The sequence below is a fragment of the Flavonifractor sp. An112 genome (assembly GCF_904377885.1).
Taxonomy (GTDB): Bacteria; Bacillota; Clostridia; order Oscillospirales; family Oscillospiraceae; genus Flavonifractor; species Flavonifractor avicola.
This window is the reverse complement of the sequence record NZ_CAJFGT010000056.1, coordinates 1-17,172: the sequence shown is the minus strand read 5'-3', so window position 1 is coordinate 17,172 and position 17,172 is coordinate 1. Positions and strand designations below refer to the sequence as shown.

The following is a 17,172-nucleotide window of genomic DNA, read 5'->3' as shown; positions in this document are numbered from 1 at the left end:
TTGGTGATGGGGAGAATGCGGTTGTAGATGGTCTCCGGCAGGAAGGGGATGGCCACCAGTCCGGCCACGATGAACAGGGGCACCCACCGCCAGTCGATGAGGGCCAGGAACACCACTACCGCCAGGGCCAGACCGATCCAGCAGGAGCGGCCATAGGTAAGGCCGATGGCCACCACGCCCACGCACAGGGCGAGCAGGGAGAGTGTCTTGCCCCGCCAGTGGGAGTTGAGGAAGAGGGCCAGCTCCAGAGGCAGCAGCATGACCAGCTGCTCGGCAAAGTTGTTGGGGTTGTCAAAGACAGAATAGACCCGGCCGGGCATACCGGCGTTGACGGTCATATCCTGCTGGGAGGCCACCACCTCCACGCCGATATATCCCTGGTAGCAGCCGTAAATGGAGGCGATGGAGATACCCAGCACCGCCAGGGCCACCATCAGCTGGAGCTGCTCATACTTCCGCACGGAGCTTACCACCAGCAGCACCAACAGGAAGGCTGTAATGTGGAAGGCAAAGAAGCGCATGGACAGGCGGGTAGAGATGGACCCGGCCAGGGCAATGCAGATAAAGGCCATATAGATGCTCATATAGGGCCCCAGGGTATCCAGCTCCAGCCGATCCTTGGCCCGGGAGGCGCTGCCGATGACGAACAGACCGGTGACCGCAACCGCGCCCAGCAGACCATAGGTGTTGTTCCACATCTCATGGGGGGCCACCAGCATCACCAGCATGAACAGGCCCAGGAAGAAGAATCCGGCCCCGCCCACGGCACCCAGGAAGCGGCAGAACAGGCTGCCGTCCCACACTGGGCGGCCGATCTTGTAAAGCCACTTACAGATGGCACAGGGAATGTTGATGATAGCGGTGAGCAGCCTGCAGATCAGGCTGTCCGGCCAGGCTTTTGGGATGACTCCCTCCCGCCAGACAAAACGGAAGAGAATGCTCCCCCGCAGCTGCCGGGTGAACCACCGCTCCAGGCCCGCGCAGGCCCGTCCGGGCAGACTGCCCGCCCAGGCCTGTCTGAGTCCCAGCCAGAAGGCCAGGAAAAAATGAAGAAACAGGCTGTTTTTTGCGATAGACATCAGGTTTTTACTCCTTGGAATCAGTCGTGAAGGGCTTTTTCGTACACACCGTAGGTAACCTTGGCCATCTTGTGGATCTCAAACTTCTCCTCGATGGTCCGCAGGGCATTCTCCCGGCAGGCCGCTCTGAAATCCGGATCCTCCAGGAACCGCTTCATGGCCCCCGCCATGGAGTCGGGGTCGTCATAGGCCACCAGCAGGCCGCAGCCCGCCTCGTCATTTACAATGTCCGAATTGCCGCCCATATCGGTGGCGATCACCGGCAGGCCGGCGGCCATAGCCTCGATGATGAGGAAGGACAGTGCCTCATGCTGAGAGGAGTTGACGTACAGATCGGAGCCCTTGTACAGGTTCTTGATATCCTTGCGGAAGCCGATGAACTTCACCTGCTCCTCCAGCCCCAGCTCCTTGACCTGGGCCTTGGAGGGTTCCAGCAGAGGGCCGTCTCCCGCCAGCACCAGGGTAAAGGGCTTGTCCGTCAGCTCCGTCAGCCGCTTCACCGAGTCAATGAGGTACTTATGTCCCTTGTCGTCAGCAAAGCGGGAAGCGCACAGCATGACAAACCGGTCCTCGGGCAGACCCAGTTCGGAGCGAAGGGTGGATTCCGAGCGGTCCCCCGCCCAGGCTTCCAGATCCACCGCGTTGAAGATGACCTGGATCCGGTCGGCGCTCCAGCCGTTGGCAATAAGCTGCTCCTTGCCCTTGTTGCACACGGCGATCATCTGGTCCTGCCGCTTGTCCATCCAGCGGTTGGACAGCCGGGTGATGAAGTCGTTGGCCAACACAAAGTGGTTGGTGTACACCACCCGGATTTTTTTGTTGTACTTTTTAGCCAGCAGGGCAGTATAGTGTTCCCGCAGGTAGTGGCAGTGGATGAGATCAATATCCCACTCCCGGCACAGGTCGGCCAGCGCTCTGGCGGCCTGCTTATCGAACCGGCGGCGCATGGTGACCTGGCGGCAGGGGACCCCCATGGCCTCCAGCCGCTCCACCAGCAGCCCGCCCTCGTTATAGGCAAAGAAGGGCTGCACCAATCCGTCGGCCGAGAGGTACTTCACCAGAGTTTCCACATACCGCTCCGTCCCCGCCTTGCCCGCATAGTTGAGCAGATAGAGTACCTTGCGCATGGCAAATTCTCCTTTTCCTTCGGCGGATTATTTCTCCGCCCAGTTGCCGGTAGCCTCCGCCTTCAGGTAGGCATTGATAAAGCCGTCCAGATCGCCGTCCATGACGCCGTTGACGTTGCTGGTCTCATAGCCGGTGCGGTTATCCTTCACCAGCTGATAGGGCATGAACACATAGGACCGGATCTGGCTGCCCCACTCGATCTTGAGCTGCACGCCCTTGATGTCGGAGATCTTCTCGGCGTGCTGCTGCATCTTCAGCTCCACCAGCTTGGCCCGCAGCATCCGCAGACAGGTGTCCTTGTTCTGGAACTGGCTGCGCTCGGTCTGACAGGACACCACGATACCGGTGGCATGGTGGATCAGTCGGACGGCAGAAGAGGTCTTGTTGATGTGCTGACCGCCGGCGCCGGAGGAACGGAACACCTGCATCTCGTAGTCCTCGGGCCGAATCTCCACGTCGGCGTCCTCGGGCAGGTCTGGCATGACCTCAATGGCGGCAAAGGAGGTCTGCCGCCGGGCATTGGCGTCAAAGGGGGATACCCGCACCAGACGGTGAACGCCGTGCTCGCTGCGCAGGTGGCCGTAGGCGTTCTCACCCTCGATGAGGATGGTGGCGCTCTTCAGACCGGCCTCGTCGCCGTCCAAGTAGTCCAGTGTCTTGCAGGTGAAGCCGTGACGCTCGGCCCAGCGGGTGTACATCCGGAAGAGCATCTGGGCCCAGTCCTGGGCCTCAGTACCGCCGGCGCCGGCGTGGAAGGTAAGGATGGCGTTGGAGTTGTCGTACTCGCCGGTGAAGAGGGTGGACAGCTTGGCCTCCTCCATGTCGGCCTGCAGCTTGGCAAAGCCCTCCTCCAGCTCGGGCACCAGGCTCTCGTCCTCCATCTCATTGCCCAGCTCGCACAGGGTCATCAGGTCCTCCCACTGGCTCTGGCGCTTCTCCTGGCCCTCAATCTTGTCCCGCAGGTTCTTCACCCGCTGCTGCACCTTCTGGGCCTTCTCCAGGTTGTCCCAGAAGCCGTCGGAGGCGGACTCCGACTCCAGCATCTCGGCCTCCCGCCGGGCGGCCTCCAGGCCCAACGCCTGCTCCAGCTCGTCCAGCTCGGGCCGCAGGTTGTTGAGCTTTACCTTATATTCATCAAACTGTAACATAGATCCACTCTCATTTCCGTAAAATAGCCATATTATTATACCCAACGGCAGGGCCGATGTAAAGAGAGGGGCACCAAAAAACCGCCCGAAGGCGGGCGGTTTTTATCGGCTGCTGGCGGACCAGGCCGGATCGGTACAGAAGATCAGATCATCTACGTCTCCGCTGGGACCGGTGGACTGAATGGTGTCATCATGCGGGTACTGCTTCATTTGGCTCCCTCCTTCCCGGTGATGTACATATCAGTATATGCCCGATGGCAGGGAGAAGGTGCACGGTTTCTGTCGCAGATTTTCCTCTTTTTCCCACCCTCTTTCGACCGTTTGGAAGGGCTTGACAAGTCCCCCATCCCGTGCTATAGTTCTGCATATCAAATCGGACGGACATTCGTCCGCCGCATAGCGACAAAGGAAGTCCACAGGAAAAAGCCGACGGCTTGCCGAAGGAGCAAAACTCTCAGGCGTTTCCCCCGGGAAATGAGGACTGTGGATGGATGTGGCTCTGGAGAAGTCCCCCCAGCGGGGATGCCGAAGGTGCAACGTGCCCCATGGGGCACGAATCTCTCAGGCAAAAGGACAGAGTGAAGAACAGCGGCATCCGGTTCACCGGATGTCTTTCTGCTTGTATTTCAGGGCCAAACCGCAGTGTGTGTGCGGTTTGGCCCTTTTCTTTGCCGCAATTCCAAGAGACGAGGAGAGAGTACAATGGAATGGATCGAAGGACTGGTGGGCGCGGTCAACACCGTGCTGTGGGACTATGCGCTGCTCTTTTTGCTGGTAGCCACCGGTATTTTCTTTACGGTGCGGCTGGGCTTTATCCAGCTGCGTAAATTCGGCGAAGGAATGCGCCGGCTGTTCGGCGGCTTCTCCATGAAGGGCGCCCGGGCGGGCAAGGAGGGTATGTCCTCCTTCCAGGCTCTGACCACCGCCATTGCCGCCCAGGTGGGCACCGGCAACATCACCGGCTGCGCCACCGCCCTGTATTCCGGCGGCCCCGGCGCCATCTTCTGGATGTGGCTGTCCGCCTTCTTCGGCATGGCCACCATCTATTCCGAGGCGGTGCTTGCCCAGCGGTTCCGCACCACCGACGCCGACGGCCATGTCACCGGCGGCCCCCTGTACTACATCCGGGCGGCCTTCCGGGGCAAGTTCGGCAAGTTCCTGTCCGGCTTCTTTGCCATCGCCATCATCCTGGCTCTGGGCTTTATGGGCAATATGGTCCAGTCCAATTCCATCGGCGACGCCTTCCATACCGCCTTCGGTATTCCCAAGCTGGTGGTAGGCGTTGTGGTGGCCGTTATTGCCGCCTTTATCTTCCTGGGCGGTGTGCGGCGCATCGCCTCCTTCACCGAGAAGATCGTCCCCATTATGGCCTTCTTCTACATTGTAGGCTGCATCATCATCCTGTGCATCAACCACGAGACCCTGCTCTCCGCCCTGCGCTCCATCTTTGTGTGCGCCTTTGATCCCCAGGCGGTGTTTGGCGGCGCTCTGGGCCTGAGTGTGCGGGAGGCCATGCGGTACGGCGTGGCCCGGGGCCTGTTCTCCAACGAAGCCGGTATGGGCTCCACCCCTCACGCCCACGCCATGGCCAAGGTGGAAAAGCCCCAGGATCAGGGCATTATTGCCATGATGGGCGTGTTTATCGACACCTTTGTGGTGCTCACCCTGACTGCCCTGGTCATCATCTCCTCCGGTATGCTCCAGCCTGTGAACGGCCCCCTCCAGGGTACCGCCCTGGCCCAGGCCGCCTTCAACGCCGCCTTTGGCTCCTTCGGCAACGCCTTTGTGGCCATCTGTATGCTGTTCTTCGCCTTCTCCACCATCATCGGCTGGTATTTCTTCGGCGAGGTCAACGTGAAGGCCCTGTTCGGCAAGACGGCGGCCAAGGGATACGCCGTCATCGTGGTGGTCTTTATCGTGGTAGGTTCCACCCTGAAAGTGGATCTGGTCTGGAGTCTGTCCGATATGTTCAACGGCCTGATGGTGCTGCCCAACCTGATCGGTCTGCTGGCCCTCAGCGGCCTGGTGGTCAAGATCACCCGTGGCTCCGGGGATCAGCTGCATCGCTGACAATAGAAAGAGCGCGCTGCACTCCGCAGCGCGCTCTTTTCCGTTATCCGTTCAGCAGTTCCATAGGGTCCACGCTCTGGCCCTCCCGCTCCACACTGAAATGCAGATGGCTGGCCAGGGCACTCTCGGCAATGGCAGTGTTCCCCACCGAGCCGATGATATCTCCTACCGTCACCTCATCCCCCACTTCCACTGTGGGAACGGAGGCCAGATTGGCGCAGGTTGTGGTCAGGTCGCCGCCGTGGTCGATGACCACAGTGGTGCCCAGCATCACATCCTCGGTCACCTCAACCACCACACCGGAGGCGGGAGCCCGGACCTCCGTGCCGGCGGCGGCGGCAATATCCACACCGGCGTGGGTGCGCCAGTCAGCCATGGTCACGTCATAGGCCAGGGTCTCCACGCTGTAGTTGGTGAGCACCTCTCCCTGCACCGGCCAGGTGAGAGAGGTGGGGGCGCTCTTAGGCGTGGGGGTGGGCTGGACTGTGGCTGAGGGGGTGGCGGCCACGGCGGGAACCGTGGCCGTGGGTCTGGGGGTAGCGGTCACGGTGGGCTTCACCGGCGTTACAGTAGCAACCGGTGTAGGGGCAGGGGTCACCGTGATGCTGGCTGTACCGCCTACAGGCTGCTCCTCCTGCTCCCCGGTCAGGGAGGAGAACAGGAACCAGCCGGAAAGCCCGATGGCCGCAAGACAGAGAGCCAGGACGATGTAAAATCCCTTTCCCTCGATAAAGTCGCTGAAACGGTGGTAGAATGATTTTTTCATACTCTTCAGCACCTCCGACCTTATTTTGGACAGGCCGGAGAGGGGTTATACACACCGAGCGGAAATTTCTGTATTCTAAAGACCCCCGCCCCACAGAGCCAGATAAGCTCCGCGGGGCGGGGTTTCTTTCTTCTGAGGCTTACCGGGCCACGATCACGCGGATCCGGCCGCCGGCACTCTCGTTCTTGTCGTACCAGCCGGTAAGGGTATAGCCATCCTCTGTTACCTTGGACAGACTGGAGGGCAAATAATCGCCGTTTTCATAGACATAGACCACCACCTGTTCAGACAGGGCATACTGCCGCCGGTCAGTCCCCACGGCAAAGTTCCCGCCGACGCTAACGCTGTCCAGCTTCTGCTCACTCAGGTTGTACAGGCGCTCCACATTGGTATCACTGTCCATCTTGACCTGGCAGGGACCGGTTTTCAGATTGTAGATCTTGGAGTCGGAGCCAAACATCAGCTCCTGACCGCCCACATCATAAGTGTAAGCGGAAGAGATCTGGAAACCGCCAGTGGGCAGGCTCACATTGACCTCATTCACATCGGTAATGATGCCGTACTGGTGCAGATCACCGGTCACATCGTCCAGGATCAGATGGCTGATCTCTCCGGCGCTGTTGAGGGCATAGTAGCGCACCATGCTGCCGGTCAGCTCCACCCCCGCCAAGCGGCTGGGATAGACCCGGATGGGAGTGCGGGATTCATAGGTATCAATGATCTGCACATCATCCGCCAGCACATAGCTGCTCAGCTTGGTGCCATCGGAATTGACCTTGCCGGTCAGCTTGGCGGTACTCAGCCGCTTCACCTGGACCTGGCTGTCGCCGGTGATGACCTGGACCAGGTCCCCCTCCTCCAGGCTCTTTTCACTGCACTGATAGCGGTAGCTGCTGCCGTCAGTGGCCGCCACCGTCACCGTGCGGGCGGTATAGGTACCGTTGTTTCCGTCGTCATAGGGTAGGTTTTCCACCTTGGTGATCACGCCGTAAATCAGCGCACCCTCGCTGGGCGCCTCACCCAGAGCGGCCACGCCGCCGTTGCGGCCCAGCAGCAGGGTGACCTGATCGCCCACCGCATAGCTGCCCAGGTCGGACAGCGCATAGGCGGCGGAGGTGGTCTCGATGGCATAGGTCTTGCCCGCTACCGTCACCGAAGTAGGCGCGGAAGCGGAGGGGCTGAGGGCCTCCAGGGTACCGGTGGCCTTATCCGAGTAAGCCCACACCGTCCGCATGGACTTGGACCAGTAGAGCACATCCTGCTCCTGAATGCTGCCCAGTGTGGCCGCCTTGCTGTTGCGGTATACCGTGGCAGTGGAAGCATGAAAGGGCAGGGCGTCCTGCCAGTTGGCGGAGGCCACCACCGGCCCCTCCATGGCAGAGTTGGTGAGAGCCACCCGGTCCAGCTCACCGGCGGCATTCACCAGATTCAGGGTGGGTTCCAGCACATTCAGGTGGTAGACCCCCGATTTGTTCTTGGTGACCATCAGATTGTAGAACAGGTACAGAGCGTCCCGACGGGTCATATTCTCACTCTGCCCACAGGTCACGCCCTCATCCAGATCCAGGGCCCGGTACTGAGCCATCTGGCCTGCGGGCCAAACGCCGGTAAAGTCGCTGTCAGTATAGCCCAGCAGCCGCAGTACCATGGTGACCCCTTCCGCCAGAGTGATCTTCTGGTCGGGGTTGAAGTTGCCGTACAGATCGCCCTGAACCAGGCCCAGGTCCACAGCGGCTTTCACATAGGGAGCCGCCCAGTGGGTCTGGGGCACGTCCGGATAGGGCTTGACAGCCACCGTATCCCCCACCGTATCCCGGCTGGTGGAGGCCGCCACTGTCATTTTGGTGAATTCCGCCCGGGTAATGGTACGGTCCAGGGCCAGATCACCATTTTGATCTCCTACCATAATGTCCAGCGCAGCCAGTACCTGGGCAGCCTCCTCCTCGGCCGGAGGGGCCGCCAGCGCCCCGGGGGCCAGCCCCAATACCAAAACCAGGGCTAGCAATCCGGATAACAGTCTATGCTTCATCTTTTTTCTCCTTCCCACGGAAACGGGCCTTCGTTACCGTAAGTATATACCCCCTGAAGGCAGGAGGCAAGAGGTTCATCCCCATCTGTCAGTCGTACCGCAGCGCATCAATTGGGTTGAGTTTGGCCGCCTTGTTGGCAGGCAGGTAACCGAACAGGACGCCGATGCCCACCGAAACGCCAAAGGACACCAGGATGCCGCTGAGATTGGGAATGGCGGCAAAGCCCTCGGCGTCGCTCATCACCACTCCCACCACCGCGGTAAACAGATTGGCCAGCAGGATACCAAACAGGATACCGATCACGCCGCCGATGGCGGAGGTGGTACCCGCCTCAATGATAAACTGGCTGCGGATATCCCGGCCCTTGGCCCCCAGAGATTTCCGGATGCCGATCTCCCGGGTGCGCTCGGTCACCGATACCAGCATGATATTCATGATGCCGATGCCGCCCACCACCAGGGAAATAGCGGCAATAACCACCAGAATGGTCATGAGCACACCCAGCATGGAGTCCATCATGTCCATCATTTCCGCCGAGGTCATGACCAGATAGGCACTGCTGTCCCCATAGATGCGAAAGAGCATATTCTCAATGACACCCTTGGCGGCGGCGGAGGTATCCTTGTTGGTACTGGTGACCAGGTAGGCGTTGCTGCTCATTCCCATCATGCTGCCGGTAGCGTTGATCTGCTCCACCAGGCCATAGGGCAGATAGATCTGGTCGTCTCCGCTGCCCTCAGTGGAATCCGCCTTCTGGGCCAGCGTGCCGATGACGGTGTAGGGTACGCCTCCTATGGTCAGGGTCTGTCCCAGGCCCTGACCGCCAAACATATCCTCATTGAGGTAGCTGCCAATCACGCACACCTTTTGATTCTTTTCCACATCCACATAGCTGAGGAAGCGGCCTTCCTCCAGCTTGTCGCCGGTAGCTGTCTGCCCCTTCTCGCTGTTGTACATGGTTTCGCTGACGCCGTAGACCTTGGTGCGCTCATACTCCTGGGCGCCCTGGCGGACAATGGTGGTAGCGCTGAGGTAGGGACTCACCGAATCGATGTACTGAGGATATTTTTCCGCCAACTCATAGAAGTCCTCCGGCGTGGCCTCCCGGTTTCCGCCGTAGGAGTAGATCCCCACCTGGATCATATTGACACCGATCTGCTCAAACTGGCTGTTCATGTACTGCTGCATCCCGTTGCCCAGGGAAACAATGACGATGACCGCTGCCACGCCGATGATGATACCCAGCATGGTAAGCAGCGCCCGCACCTTACTGGTCATCAGGCTCTTGATGGCCAGCCGGAAGGATTGCCCCATCTTCATAGATTCAGCACCTCCCTGGCTCCGCCGTGCTCCTCCTCCAGATCGGGCTGGACCACGGCCCTGGGATCGTGGGCGTCCCCGTCATAGATGATTCGTCCATCCTGAAGGCGGACGATGCGTTTGGCCCTTACTGCAATGGAATTGTCATGGGTGATGAGGACCACGGTGTCTCCCTCTGCGTTGAGCTTCTGAAGGAAGCCCAACACCTCCCGGCCGGTGCGGGAATCCAGAGCGCCGGTGGGCTCATCGGCCAGGATCACCGACGGATTTCCCGCCAGAGCGCGGGCAATGGAGACCCGCTGCTGCTGACCACCGGAGAGCTGGCTGGGCAGATTCTTCCGCTTGTCCGCCAGTCCCACCCGTTCCAGAGCCTGAAGGGCCCGCTCCCGGCGCTCGCTGCCGGGCACACCGGCATACAGCAGCGGCAGCTCCACATTTTCCAGCACATTGAGCTTTGGTATGAGGTTATACTGCTGGAAGATAAAGCCCAGCATCTTGTTGCGGATCTCGGCCTGCTGGTCGTCGTCCATGGTGGACACGTCCACCCCACTCAAATGATAGGTACCGGAGGTGGGCACATCCAGACAGCCGATGATATTCATGGCAGTAGACTTGCCGGAGCCCGACTGGCCCACAATGGCCACAAATTCCCCCTGATCCACCGTCAGGGAGATGCCGTCCAGAGCGTGGACGGTCTCCTCACCCATCTGGTAGATCTTATAGACGTCTTTGAGTTCAATGAGGTGTTCCATGGCTTAACCCATCCCCATCATAGCTTCCATCATATTGGACCCCTGAGGGCTGGGAGCCAGGATCACTTCCCCCTCCTCCAGGCCGTCCACAATCTCGATGTAGTTGTCGTCGTTGCGGCCCAGGGTCACCTGACGCTCTTCTGTGGCAGTGACATCCACTACATTTCCCTTTTCATCCAGGCAGCCCTCTTTGGCCACCAGAACAGTATTCCCCCGCTCCACAGCCTCCACCGGCAGGACGAGCACATTGCCCACCTCTTCCACAATGATCTTGGCGGAAACGTTCATGCCGGGATACAGTTCTTCAGGAGAGCCATCCACCAGAACAGTGACCGGATAGCTGGTGTGTCCGCTGGCGGTGGTGCCGTTGATGTTGATCTTATCCACCACGCCGGTGAAACTCTGCCCGTCCAGAGCATCGGCAGTGATCTCCACCTTCTGGCCCACCTGGATCTGGCTGATGTCCTGTTCGTCAATATCCATCTCAAAGGTGAGCTGGGAGCGGTCATAGATCACGGCGGGATAGGTTACGGTGGTGCCGGAGCTGGACATACCGTTGATGTTGTCTCCCACATCAAGGTTCTTCTCAATGACCTGACCGTCGATGGTGGAGGTGATGGTATAGTCGTCCAGCTTTTCCTGGGCGTTTTTCAGGGAGAGCTGGGCATTTTCCAGGGCGATCCTGGCGTTTTCGATCTGGGTGTCCAGATCCGCTTCGGCGATCACACCGATGACCTGCCCCACACTGACCCGGTCCCCCTCCTTCACATTGAGGACATCCAGGTCACCGGAGGCCTTTGCTGTGATCTGGGCGGAGGCCGCATAGGTAAAGTTGGAGCTGGCCGCGCAGGCCGCGCCGCCGATGGAGGCCGTGCCCTGGCTGGTCTCGGACAACACACCCGGGTTGTTGACCTGAATGGTTACCTGGCGCACCAGAGTGCCGCCCGCTCCCACCTCATCGGTGGCGGCAATCTCAGCCACTGTGCCGGTCAGGGTAGAACCGGTGCCATTCACGGTTACCGTGGCGGTCTGTCCCACATAGAAGCCGGCGGCGTCCGCCGCATGGAAGGGTACCTTCAGCTTCATGTGATCCCGGTCCAGCACGTCGGCGATCACAGTACCCACCGTAACGGTGTCCCCCTGCTCCACGTGCAGTTCGGTGATAACGCCGGCGTCCTTGGCGGTAATGTTCCGGTCCTTCTGGTTGTCGCTCTGGGTCTTGAGCAGATCGTCCAGGGTGAGCTGAGCCGAGCGGACATTGAGCTGGAGCTGCTCAATGTTGTTCTCCACATCCTTGGCATCGATGCGGAAGAGCACGTCGCCCTTATGTACCGTCTGTCCCTCTTCGAAGGGGGCCTCCAGAATCTCGCCGCTGACCAGAGTGGTCACGTTGTAGGACTGGATGGGTTCAATGGTACCGGTACCCGACACGGACACCGTCATATCCTGCATGGAGGCCGTGTAGGGCAAATAGGCACTGCTGATGATCTGCTTGCCCGCACCCATACAGCGGGAAAGCAGGAAGGCAATGATCACCACGATCACCACCAGGGCGATCACCCGCTTGACCCACTTGCGCTTCTTTTTGGGCGCCTTAAACTCCGGGAGTTTTTTCTGATCCTCCTTGGGCGCCGCTGTGGTTTCCGATTTTACTTGGGTTGCTTCCATGGTCGTTTCTCCTTTTCATTGCTGTCCCCGGCCGGGCACAGCCTCTTTTGCAGCTACGCCCCGCTGTAAGATCCCCAAAATACGAATCAGCCTGGCTCTGGCCTGCTCCATGCCGCCGTCCTGCTCTGCCGTCAGCATGGTCCCCGCCACTGCGGAGATCAGCAGGTGAAACAGATCAGGCAGATCAGTCTCGCTGCGCAGATCCAAACGAGACAGATCAATCTTGTCCCGCAGGCGGTCCACAATGGCGCAGGGCCCCTGCCGGTTGAGGATCAATCCCGGCTGAAGCCGCTGATTGCGGCGGAGGATGGCCGCCATCTCCCGGAAATCATCGCTGTTCCGGTTGGCCTGCAGATAGTCAAACAGGTCCAGAAAGGCCTGAAACAAATCGCCGCCGTCCCGGTCCAGCCATTCCTCCACCTGCTCCACCAGCTGCTGGCCATAGGACTCCATCAGATAGCGGAACAAGTCCTCCTTGTCGGTAAAGTACATATAGAAGCTGCCCCTGGGAATGCCCGCCTCCCGGATCATCCGGTTGATGGAGGCATCCTCATAAGGTACCCGGACAAATTCCGCCCGGGCCGCCGCCAGCAGGCGCTCCCGCTTTTCTGCCGGCAGATGAAAAAAGGTCATACTTGGCACAGTGCTTCCCTCCAGACCTGACAACCTGTCGTATTATCTTAATCCGACAAGCTGTCATATGTCAACAGGGCGGGCGCAGAATTCACAATTTGTTCCCAACCATTCCGTCAGACAGGATAGCAGACCCTTCCCAAAGCTTCCATAAAAAAAAGATGAAATTTTTCTAAAAGAATAGGGGCGGCAGCAACGCGATCCTGCCGTTTTCCCGTTTTTGACGCAAAAAGGGGCGCTGTATGGCAGCGCCCCTTTGAATGGAACGATATTCTGTTTTCCTTACTTGCCCACAATGGCGGCGGTATCCATGGCGATCATGAGCTCCTCGTCGGTGGGGATGAGGAGGACCTTCACCTTGGAGTCGGCGGCGGAGATCACGGTCTCCTTACCACGGACGTTGTTGGCCTCGGCGTCCATCTTCACGCCCATGAACTCCAGGCCGGAAGCGGCGGCCATACGGGTGTTGGCATCGTTCTCGCCCACGCCGGCGGTGAACACGATGGCGTCCACACCGCCCATGGCGGCAGCATAGGCGCCGATGAGCTTCTTCACGCCATACTGGAAGGCCTCCAGAGCCAGAGCAGCCTGCTTGTTGCCCTCCTCGGCGGCGTTCTCAATGTCGCGGAAGTCGGAGGACACACCGGAGATACCCAGCACGCCGGACTTCTTGTTGAGGATGGTCATCATTTCCTTCATGTCGTAGCCATACTTGTTCATCAGGTACTCCATGATGCCGGCGTCCAGATCGCCGGAGCGGGTGCCCATGGGCAGACCGGCCAGGGGGGTGAAGCCCATGGAGGTGTCCACGCTCTTGCCGCAGTCCACAGCGGTCACGGAGGAGCCGTTGCCCAGGTGGCAGGTGATGATCTTCAGCTCCTCAATGGGCTTGCCCAGCATAGCGGCAGCCCGGGCGGAAACATAGCGGTGAGAGGTGCCGTGGAAGCCGTAGCGGCGGACCTTATCCTTCTCATAGTACTCGTAGGGCAGAGCATAGATGTAGCTCTTGGCGGGCATGGTCTGATGGAAGGCGGTGTCGAACACGCCCACCATGGGCACGCCGGGCATGACCTTCTGGCAGGCACGGATGCCGGTGATGTTGGCAGGATTGTGGAGAGGGGCCAGGGGGATGCACTCCTCCAGAGCAGCCATGACCTCGTCGGTGATGAGCACGGAGGAGGCGAACTTCTCGCCGCCGTGCACCACGCGGTGACCCACAGCGTCGATCTCGGAGGCACTCTTGATCACGCCGTGCTCGCTGGAGAGCAGAGCGTCCAGCACGGCCTGAATGGCCTCGGCATGGGTGGGCATGGGGATCTCGAACTCATACTTGGCGGCCTTGGCGGGGACCTTATGGGTCAGGCGGCCGTCGATGCCGATGCGCTCACACAGGCCCTTGGCCAGCACCTCACGGGTGGCGGGGTCCATGAGCTGATACTTGAGGGAAGAGCTGCCAGCGTTGATGACCAGAACTTTCATGGTTCCATCTCTCCTTACATTTCCTGATAAACTATGGCTTGAGAGCCAGGCGTTCCCGTAGTACAATAACAGAAACATATCAGTTTTATTTTATCCCTTTTTTTCACAAAGAACAACCCACATTTTGACTGAAAGGGAGAGAAATTTTACTCTCGTTCTGGAGGAAAAGCCATGACCGCTGTAGGCATCGTTGCGGAATACAATCCATTCCACCTGGGCCACGCCTGGCACATCGCCCAGACCCGCCGCCTGCTGGAGGAGGACCGGCCGGTGGTGTGCGTCATGAGCGGCCACTGGGTACAGGGGGCGGATTGCGCCGTTACGGACAAATGGACCCGTGCTGGACTGGCTCTGGAGGGGGGCGCCGATCTGGTGCTGGAGCTGCCCACCCCCTGGGCCATGGCCTCAGCAGAGGCCTTTGCCCGGGGAGCGGTGTCGATTCTGGCTGCCACCGGGGTGGTAGATACCCTCTCCTTTGGCAGCGAGTGCGGCAGCGCTGATGAACTGCGCCAGGCAGCGGAGGCTCTGGATGCCCCGGACTTCCCTGCCAGGCTGCGGGCAGCTCTGGGCAAGGGGCTGTCCTTTCCCGCCGCCCGGCAGGAGGCTGCAAATTGTTCCTGCCTGTCCACCCCAAACAACAACCTGGGGGTGGAATACCTGCGGGCCCTCCGCCATCTGTCCGCCTCCATGGAGGTAGTAACGGTACCCCGCCGGGGGGCGGAGCATAACAGCAGCCGGACGGTGGAGGGTTTCGCTTCCGCTACCCAGATCCGGCGACTACTGCGGAGCGGACAGCAAGAGGAAGCCGCCCTGCTGGTACGCCCCAACGCTCTGGACCAGATGGGGGCGATATCCTCCCTGTCCCATATCGAGCGGGCCATTCTGGCCAAACTGCGCACCATGGACGCCTCAGACTGGGCCGCCCTCCCCGACAGCGGCGCGGCAGAAGGCCTGCCGGAACGTCTGGTCCGCGCCGCCCGACAGGCCCTCTCCCTGGATGAATTCTACTCCCTTGCCAAAACCAAGCGCTATACCCACGCCCGACTCCGGCGGCTGGCTCTGTCCGCCTTTTTGGGGCTGACCACGGATCGTCCCGCGCTGCCCCCCTATGTGCGGGTGCTGGGGCTCAACAGCCGGGGACAGGCACTTCTGAAGGAGATGAAAAGAACCTGTCCCCTCCCCATTCTGACCAAGCCCGCTCAGGCCAGGGACCTGACCGGTCCGGCCCGCCAGCTCTTTGAGGCGGAAGTCCGATACACCGACCTGTACGGTCTGTGCTTCCCTATACCCAGGCCCTGCGGCTTGGAGTGGACCTCCAGCCCAGTCATCATAAAATAAAAAAGTGTCGCGGGAAATCCCGCGACACTTTTTTACTGCTTTAGTTTTCCGTGAGCACACCGGACAGGTCCACAGGGGTGGCGTCGCTCCACAGGCGCTCCAGATCGTAAAACTCTCTGGCCTCCTCGTTGAAGATGTGGACCACCACGGAGGAGAAGTCCAGCAGAATCCAGATGCCGCCCCGGTGGCCCTCCACATGGTGGGGAGGCTCGCCGGCGTCTTTCAGTTCCTTCTCACAGACGTCGGCCAGGGCCTTGATCTGGGTGGTGGAGGTGGCGGAGCACAGCACGAAATAGTCGGCCAGCGTGGTCAGATGACCGGTCTCCAGCACCTTAATATCCAGGCCCTTCTTACTGTCCAGCGCTTTGGCGGCCAGCAGGGCAATTTCCTTAGGTGTTAACATAAAATCTCTCCTTTACTCCACAGGCTCCATGCCCGGACCAATCTCCGGTGTCGATTCAGGAGCGGGTGTGGCTGCCGGCGTAGGGGCCGGAGTTGGGGTAGGCGCCGGGGTCGCAGAGGGCTGCGCACTGGCCGTGGGACTGGGTGTGGAAGCCGGGGTCGCGGAGGGCTGCGCACTGGCTGCCGGACTGTTACTGGGCCTGGGCGTGGAAGTCACTTCCGGCTTGGGCGTGCTGCTGGGCTTGGTCGTTGTGTTGGAGCTGCCCGAGCCGCTGGAACTGTTCGAACTGGAAGAACCGGACGAACTGCTGGAGCTGCCGCCCTGAGGCTTAGCCGCATAGGTGTCCTCCACATGGCCGCTGGTGGAGGACAGAGACCCGTCGTCATTGACGCTCATCAGATCCAGCTGATCCAACCGGATGTCCTCCAGATAGGGGTTGAAATAGGTGTTGATCATTTCCAGGGTCTGATCCTGGATGGGGGTCACATAGGACTGCTTGTTGCCCACCGTCCGGCTATAGACGTAAACGCCCTCACAGGGCAGGGTCATAAAGTTGACATTCTCCATGCTCAGCCCGCCCAGAATGGCCTCCTGGGCAAACCAGGCCAGGTTATTCACGGTAAGAGTGCCGCGGGTATCCACATTATTGAAGAAGATCTGAGCCAGGGCGGGGATCTTATCCACAGTCAAGTTGTTCAGACAGGTCTCAATAACCGCCTTCAGGAAATCCTGCTGGGTCTGGATACGGCCCAGATCGCCGGAAGGGTAACCGCCGTAGACGATCAGCTTGCCGTTTTCAATCTTGTTATTCTTCCGCCAACGCAGCAACTGCATGGCCTCGTCGCCGTCGATCTCCTGAGGGCCGGCCTCCAGATGAATATAGAGATCCTGGGTGCCGTCGTCATAGTTCATATCGTAGGGCACATCAAACCACACCGGGCCGACGGCATCCACCAACTCGCCCACGGCCTCCCACTCCACTACCATGGTGAAGTCAGGCTGGAATCCGATCAGGTAGGAGATCTCCTCCTTCAGATAATCGATGCCATCCCTGTCGTAGTTGGAAGCCCAGTTGTAGACGGAATTGATCTTCTTCACGTCCCAGGGCACATTGACCATAGTATCACGGGGAATATTCAGCACATTGAGCTGCTGGTTGGGAATGTCGTAGGACATGACCATAATGGTGTCGGTGTTGCCGCCGCCGCCGGTATCCCGTCCCACCACCAGGAAGGTGTAGAACTCCTCCTTCCGGTCGCCGGACAGTTTCGGTCCCGTCATCTCCATTCCGGCAGATTCCTCCGCATCGGGGGGCGCTACATTGGGAATCTCCGGCTTGACCACCAGCAGCTTATAGG

Annotated in this window: 14 protein-coding genes and 2 riboswitches; of the genes, 2 read left to right on the top strand and 12 right to left on the bottom strand. The window is 59.9% G+C overall.

Annotated features, from left to right (window positions below; genetic code table 11):
• The 3 genes from IHN22_RS09250 to prfB form a co-directional block, all read right to left on the bottom strand.
• Window positions 1-1,079, bottom strand: a 1,079-nt coding sequence (locus tag IHN22_RS09250; protein WP_191434920.1) for a hypothetical protein, incomplete at its 3' end; no start/stop codon positions are given.
• A 20-nt stretch (window positions 1,080-1,099) separates the two neighbouring features.
• Window positions 1,100-2,206: a glycosyltransferase family 4 protein gene (locus IHN22_RS09245; protein ID WP_087187694.1), complete on the bottom strand. Its 1,107-nt coding sequence runs from the start codon at window positions 2,204-2,206 to the stop codon at window positions 1,100-1,102.
• Window positions 2,207-2,233: 27 nt separating this feature from the next.
• Complete coding sequence (prfB, locus tag IHN22_RS09240) at window positions 2,234-3,355, bottom strand: peptide chain release factor 2 (protein WP_087266901.1); 1,122 nt, start codon at window positions 3,353-3,355, stop codon at window positions 2,234-2,236.
• Between the two features lie 406 nt (window positions 3,356-3,761).
• Window positions 3,762-3,849, top strand: a riboswitch (glycine riboswitch).
• Window positions 3,850-3,941, top strand: a riboswitch (glycine riboswitch).
• A gap of 116 nt (window positions 3,942-4,057) precedes the next feature.
• Between prfB and IHN22_RS09235 the strand changes: the two genes are divergently transcribed.
• Window positions 4,058-5,425, top strand: coding sequence for an alanine/glycine:cation symporter family protein (locus IHN22_RS09235; RefSeq protein ID WP_087187692.1), 1,368 nt, complete (start codon window positions 4,058-4,060; stop codon window positions 5,423-5,425).
• Between the two features lie 43 nt (window positions 5,426-5,468).
• On the opposite strand, the gene IHN22_RS09230 is transcribed toward IHN22_RS09235, so the two are convergent.
• The 7 genes from IHN22_RS09230 to IHN22_RS09200 all read right to left on the bottom strand — a co-directional run bounded on the left by IHN22_RS09230 (window position 5,469) and on the right by IHN22_RS09200 (window position 14,073).
• Entirely contained in the window at window positions 5,469-6,191 is a 723-nt protein-coding gene (locus IHN22_RS09230) for a peptidoglycan DD-metalloendopeptidase family protein (RefSeq protein WP_191434918.1), read from the bottom strand.
• A gap of 139 nt (window positions 6,192-6,330) precedes the next feature.
• Complete coding sequence (locus IHN22_RS09225; protein ID WP_191434917.1) at window positions 6,331-8,220, bottom strand: S-layer homology domain-containing protein; 1,890 nt, start codon at window positions 8,218-8,220, stop codon at window positions 6,331-6,333.
• 88 nt (window positions 8,221-8,308) lie between these two features.
• Window positions 8,309-9,541: an ABC transporter permease gene (locus tag IHN22_RS09220; RefSeq protein ID WP_191434915.1), complete on the bottom strand. Its 1,233-nt coding sequence runs from the start codon at window positions 9,539-9,541 to the stop codon at window positions 8,309-8,311.
• Window positions 9,538-10,293, bottom strand: coding sequence for an ABC transporter ATP-binding protein (locus IHN22_RS09215; protein ID WP_087187688.1), 756 nt, complete (start codon window positions 10,291-10,293; stop codon window positions 9,538-9,540). Before IHN22_RS09215 ends, IHN22_RS09220 begins: the two co-directional genes overlap by 4 nt.
• A 3-nt stretch (window positions 10,294-10,296) precedes the next feature.
• A complete protein-coding gene (locus IHN22_RS09210; RefSeq protein ID WP_191434913.1) occupies window positions 10,297-11,961 on the bottom strand; it encodes an efflux RND transporter periplasmic adaptor subunit in 1,665 nt (554 codons plus the stop codon).
• Window positions 11,962-11,976: 15 nt separating this feature from the next.
• Window positions 11,977-12,594, bottom strand: a complete 618-nt coding sequence (locus IHN22_RS09205; RefSeq protein ID WP_207733076.1) for a TetR/AcrR family transcriptional regulator — start codon at window positions 12,592-12,594, stop codon at window positions 11,977-11,979.
• Between the two features lie 282 nt (window positions 12,595-12,876).
• Complete coding sequence (locus IHN22_RS09200) at window positions 12,877-14,073, bottom strand: acetate/propionate family kinase (RefSeq protein ID WP_191434909.1); 1,197 nt, start codon at window positions 14,071-14,073, stop codon at window positions 12,877-12,879.
• 171 nt (window positions 14,074-14,244) lie between these two features.
• On the opposite strand from IHN22_RS09200, the gene IHN22_RS09195 reads away from it, so the two are divergent.
• Complete coding sequence (locus tag IHN22_RS09195) at window positions 14,245-15,411, top strand: tRNA(Met) cytidine acetate ligase (protein ID WP_087330845.1); 1,167 nt, start codon at window positions 14,245-14,247, stop codon at window positions 15,409-15,411.
• Between the two features lie 40 nt (window positions 15,412-15,451).
• On the opposite strand, the gene rsfS is transcribed toward IHN22_RS09195, so the two are convergent.
• Together rsfS and IHN22_RS09185 are read right to left on the bottom strand one after the other, a co-directional pair.
• Complete coding sequence (gene rsfS / locus IHN22_RS09190) at window positions 15,452-15,814, bottom strand: ribosome silencing factor (RefSeq protein WP_087266931.1); 363 nt, start codon at window positions 15,812-15,814, stop codon at window positions 15,452-15,454.
• 12 nt (window positions 15,815-15,826) lie between these two features.
• A partial coding sequence (locus IHN22_RS09185; protein WP_191434908.1) for an LCP family protein occupies window positions 15,827-17,172 on the bottom strand: 1,346 nt, incomplete at its 5' end.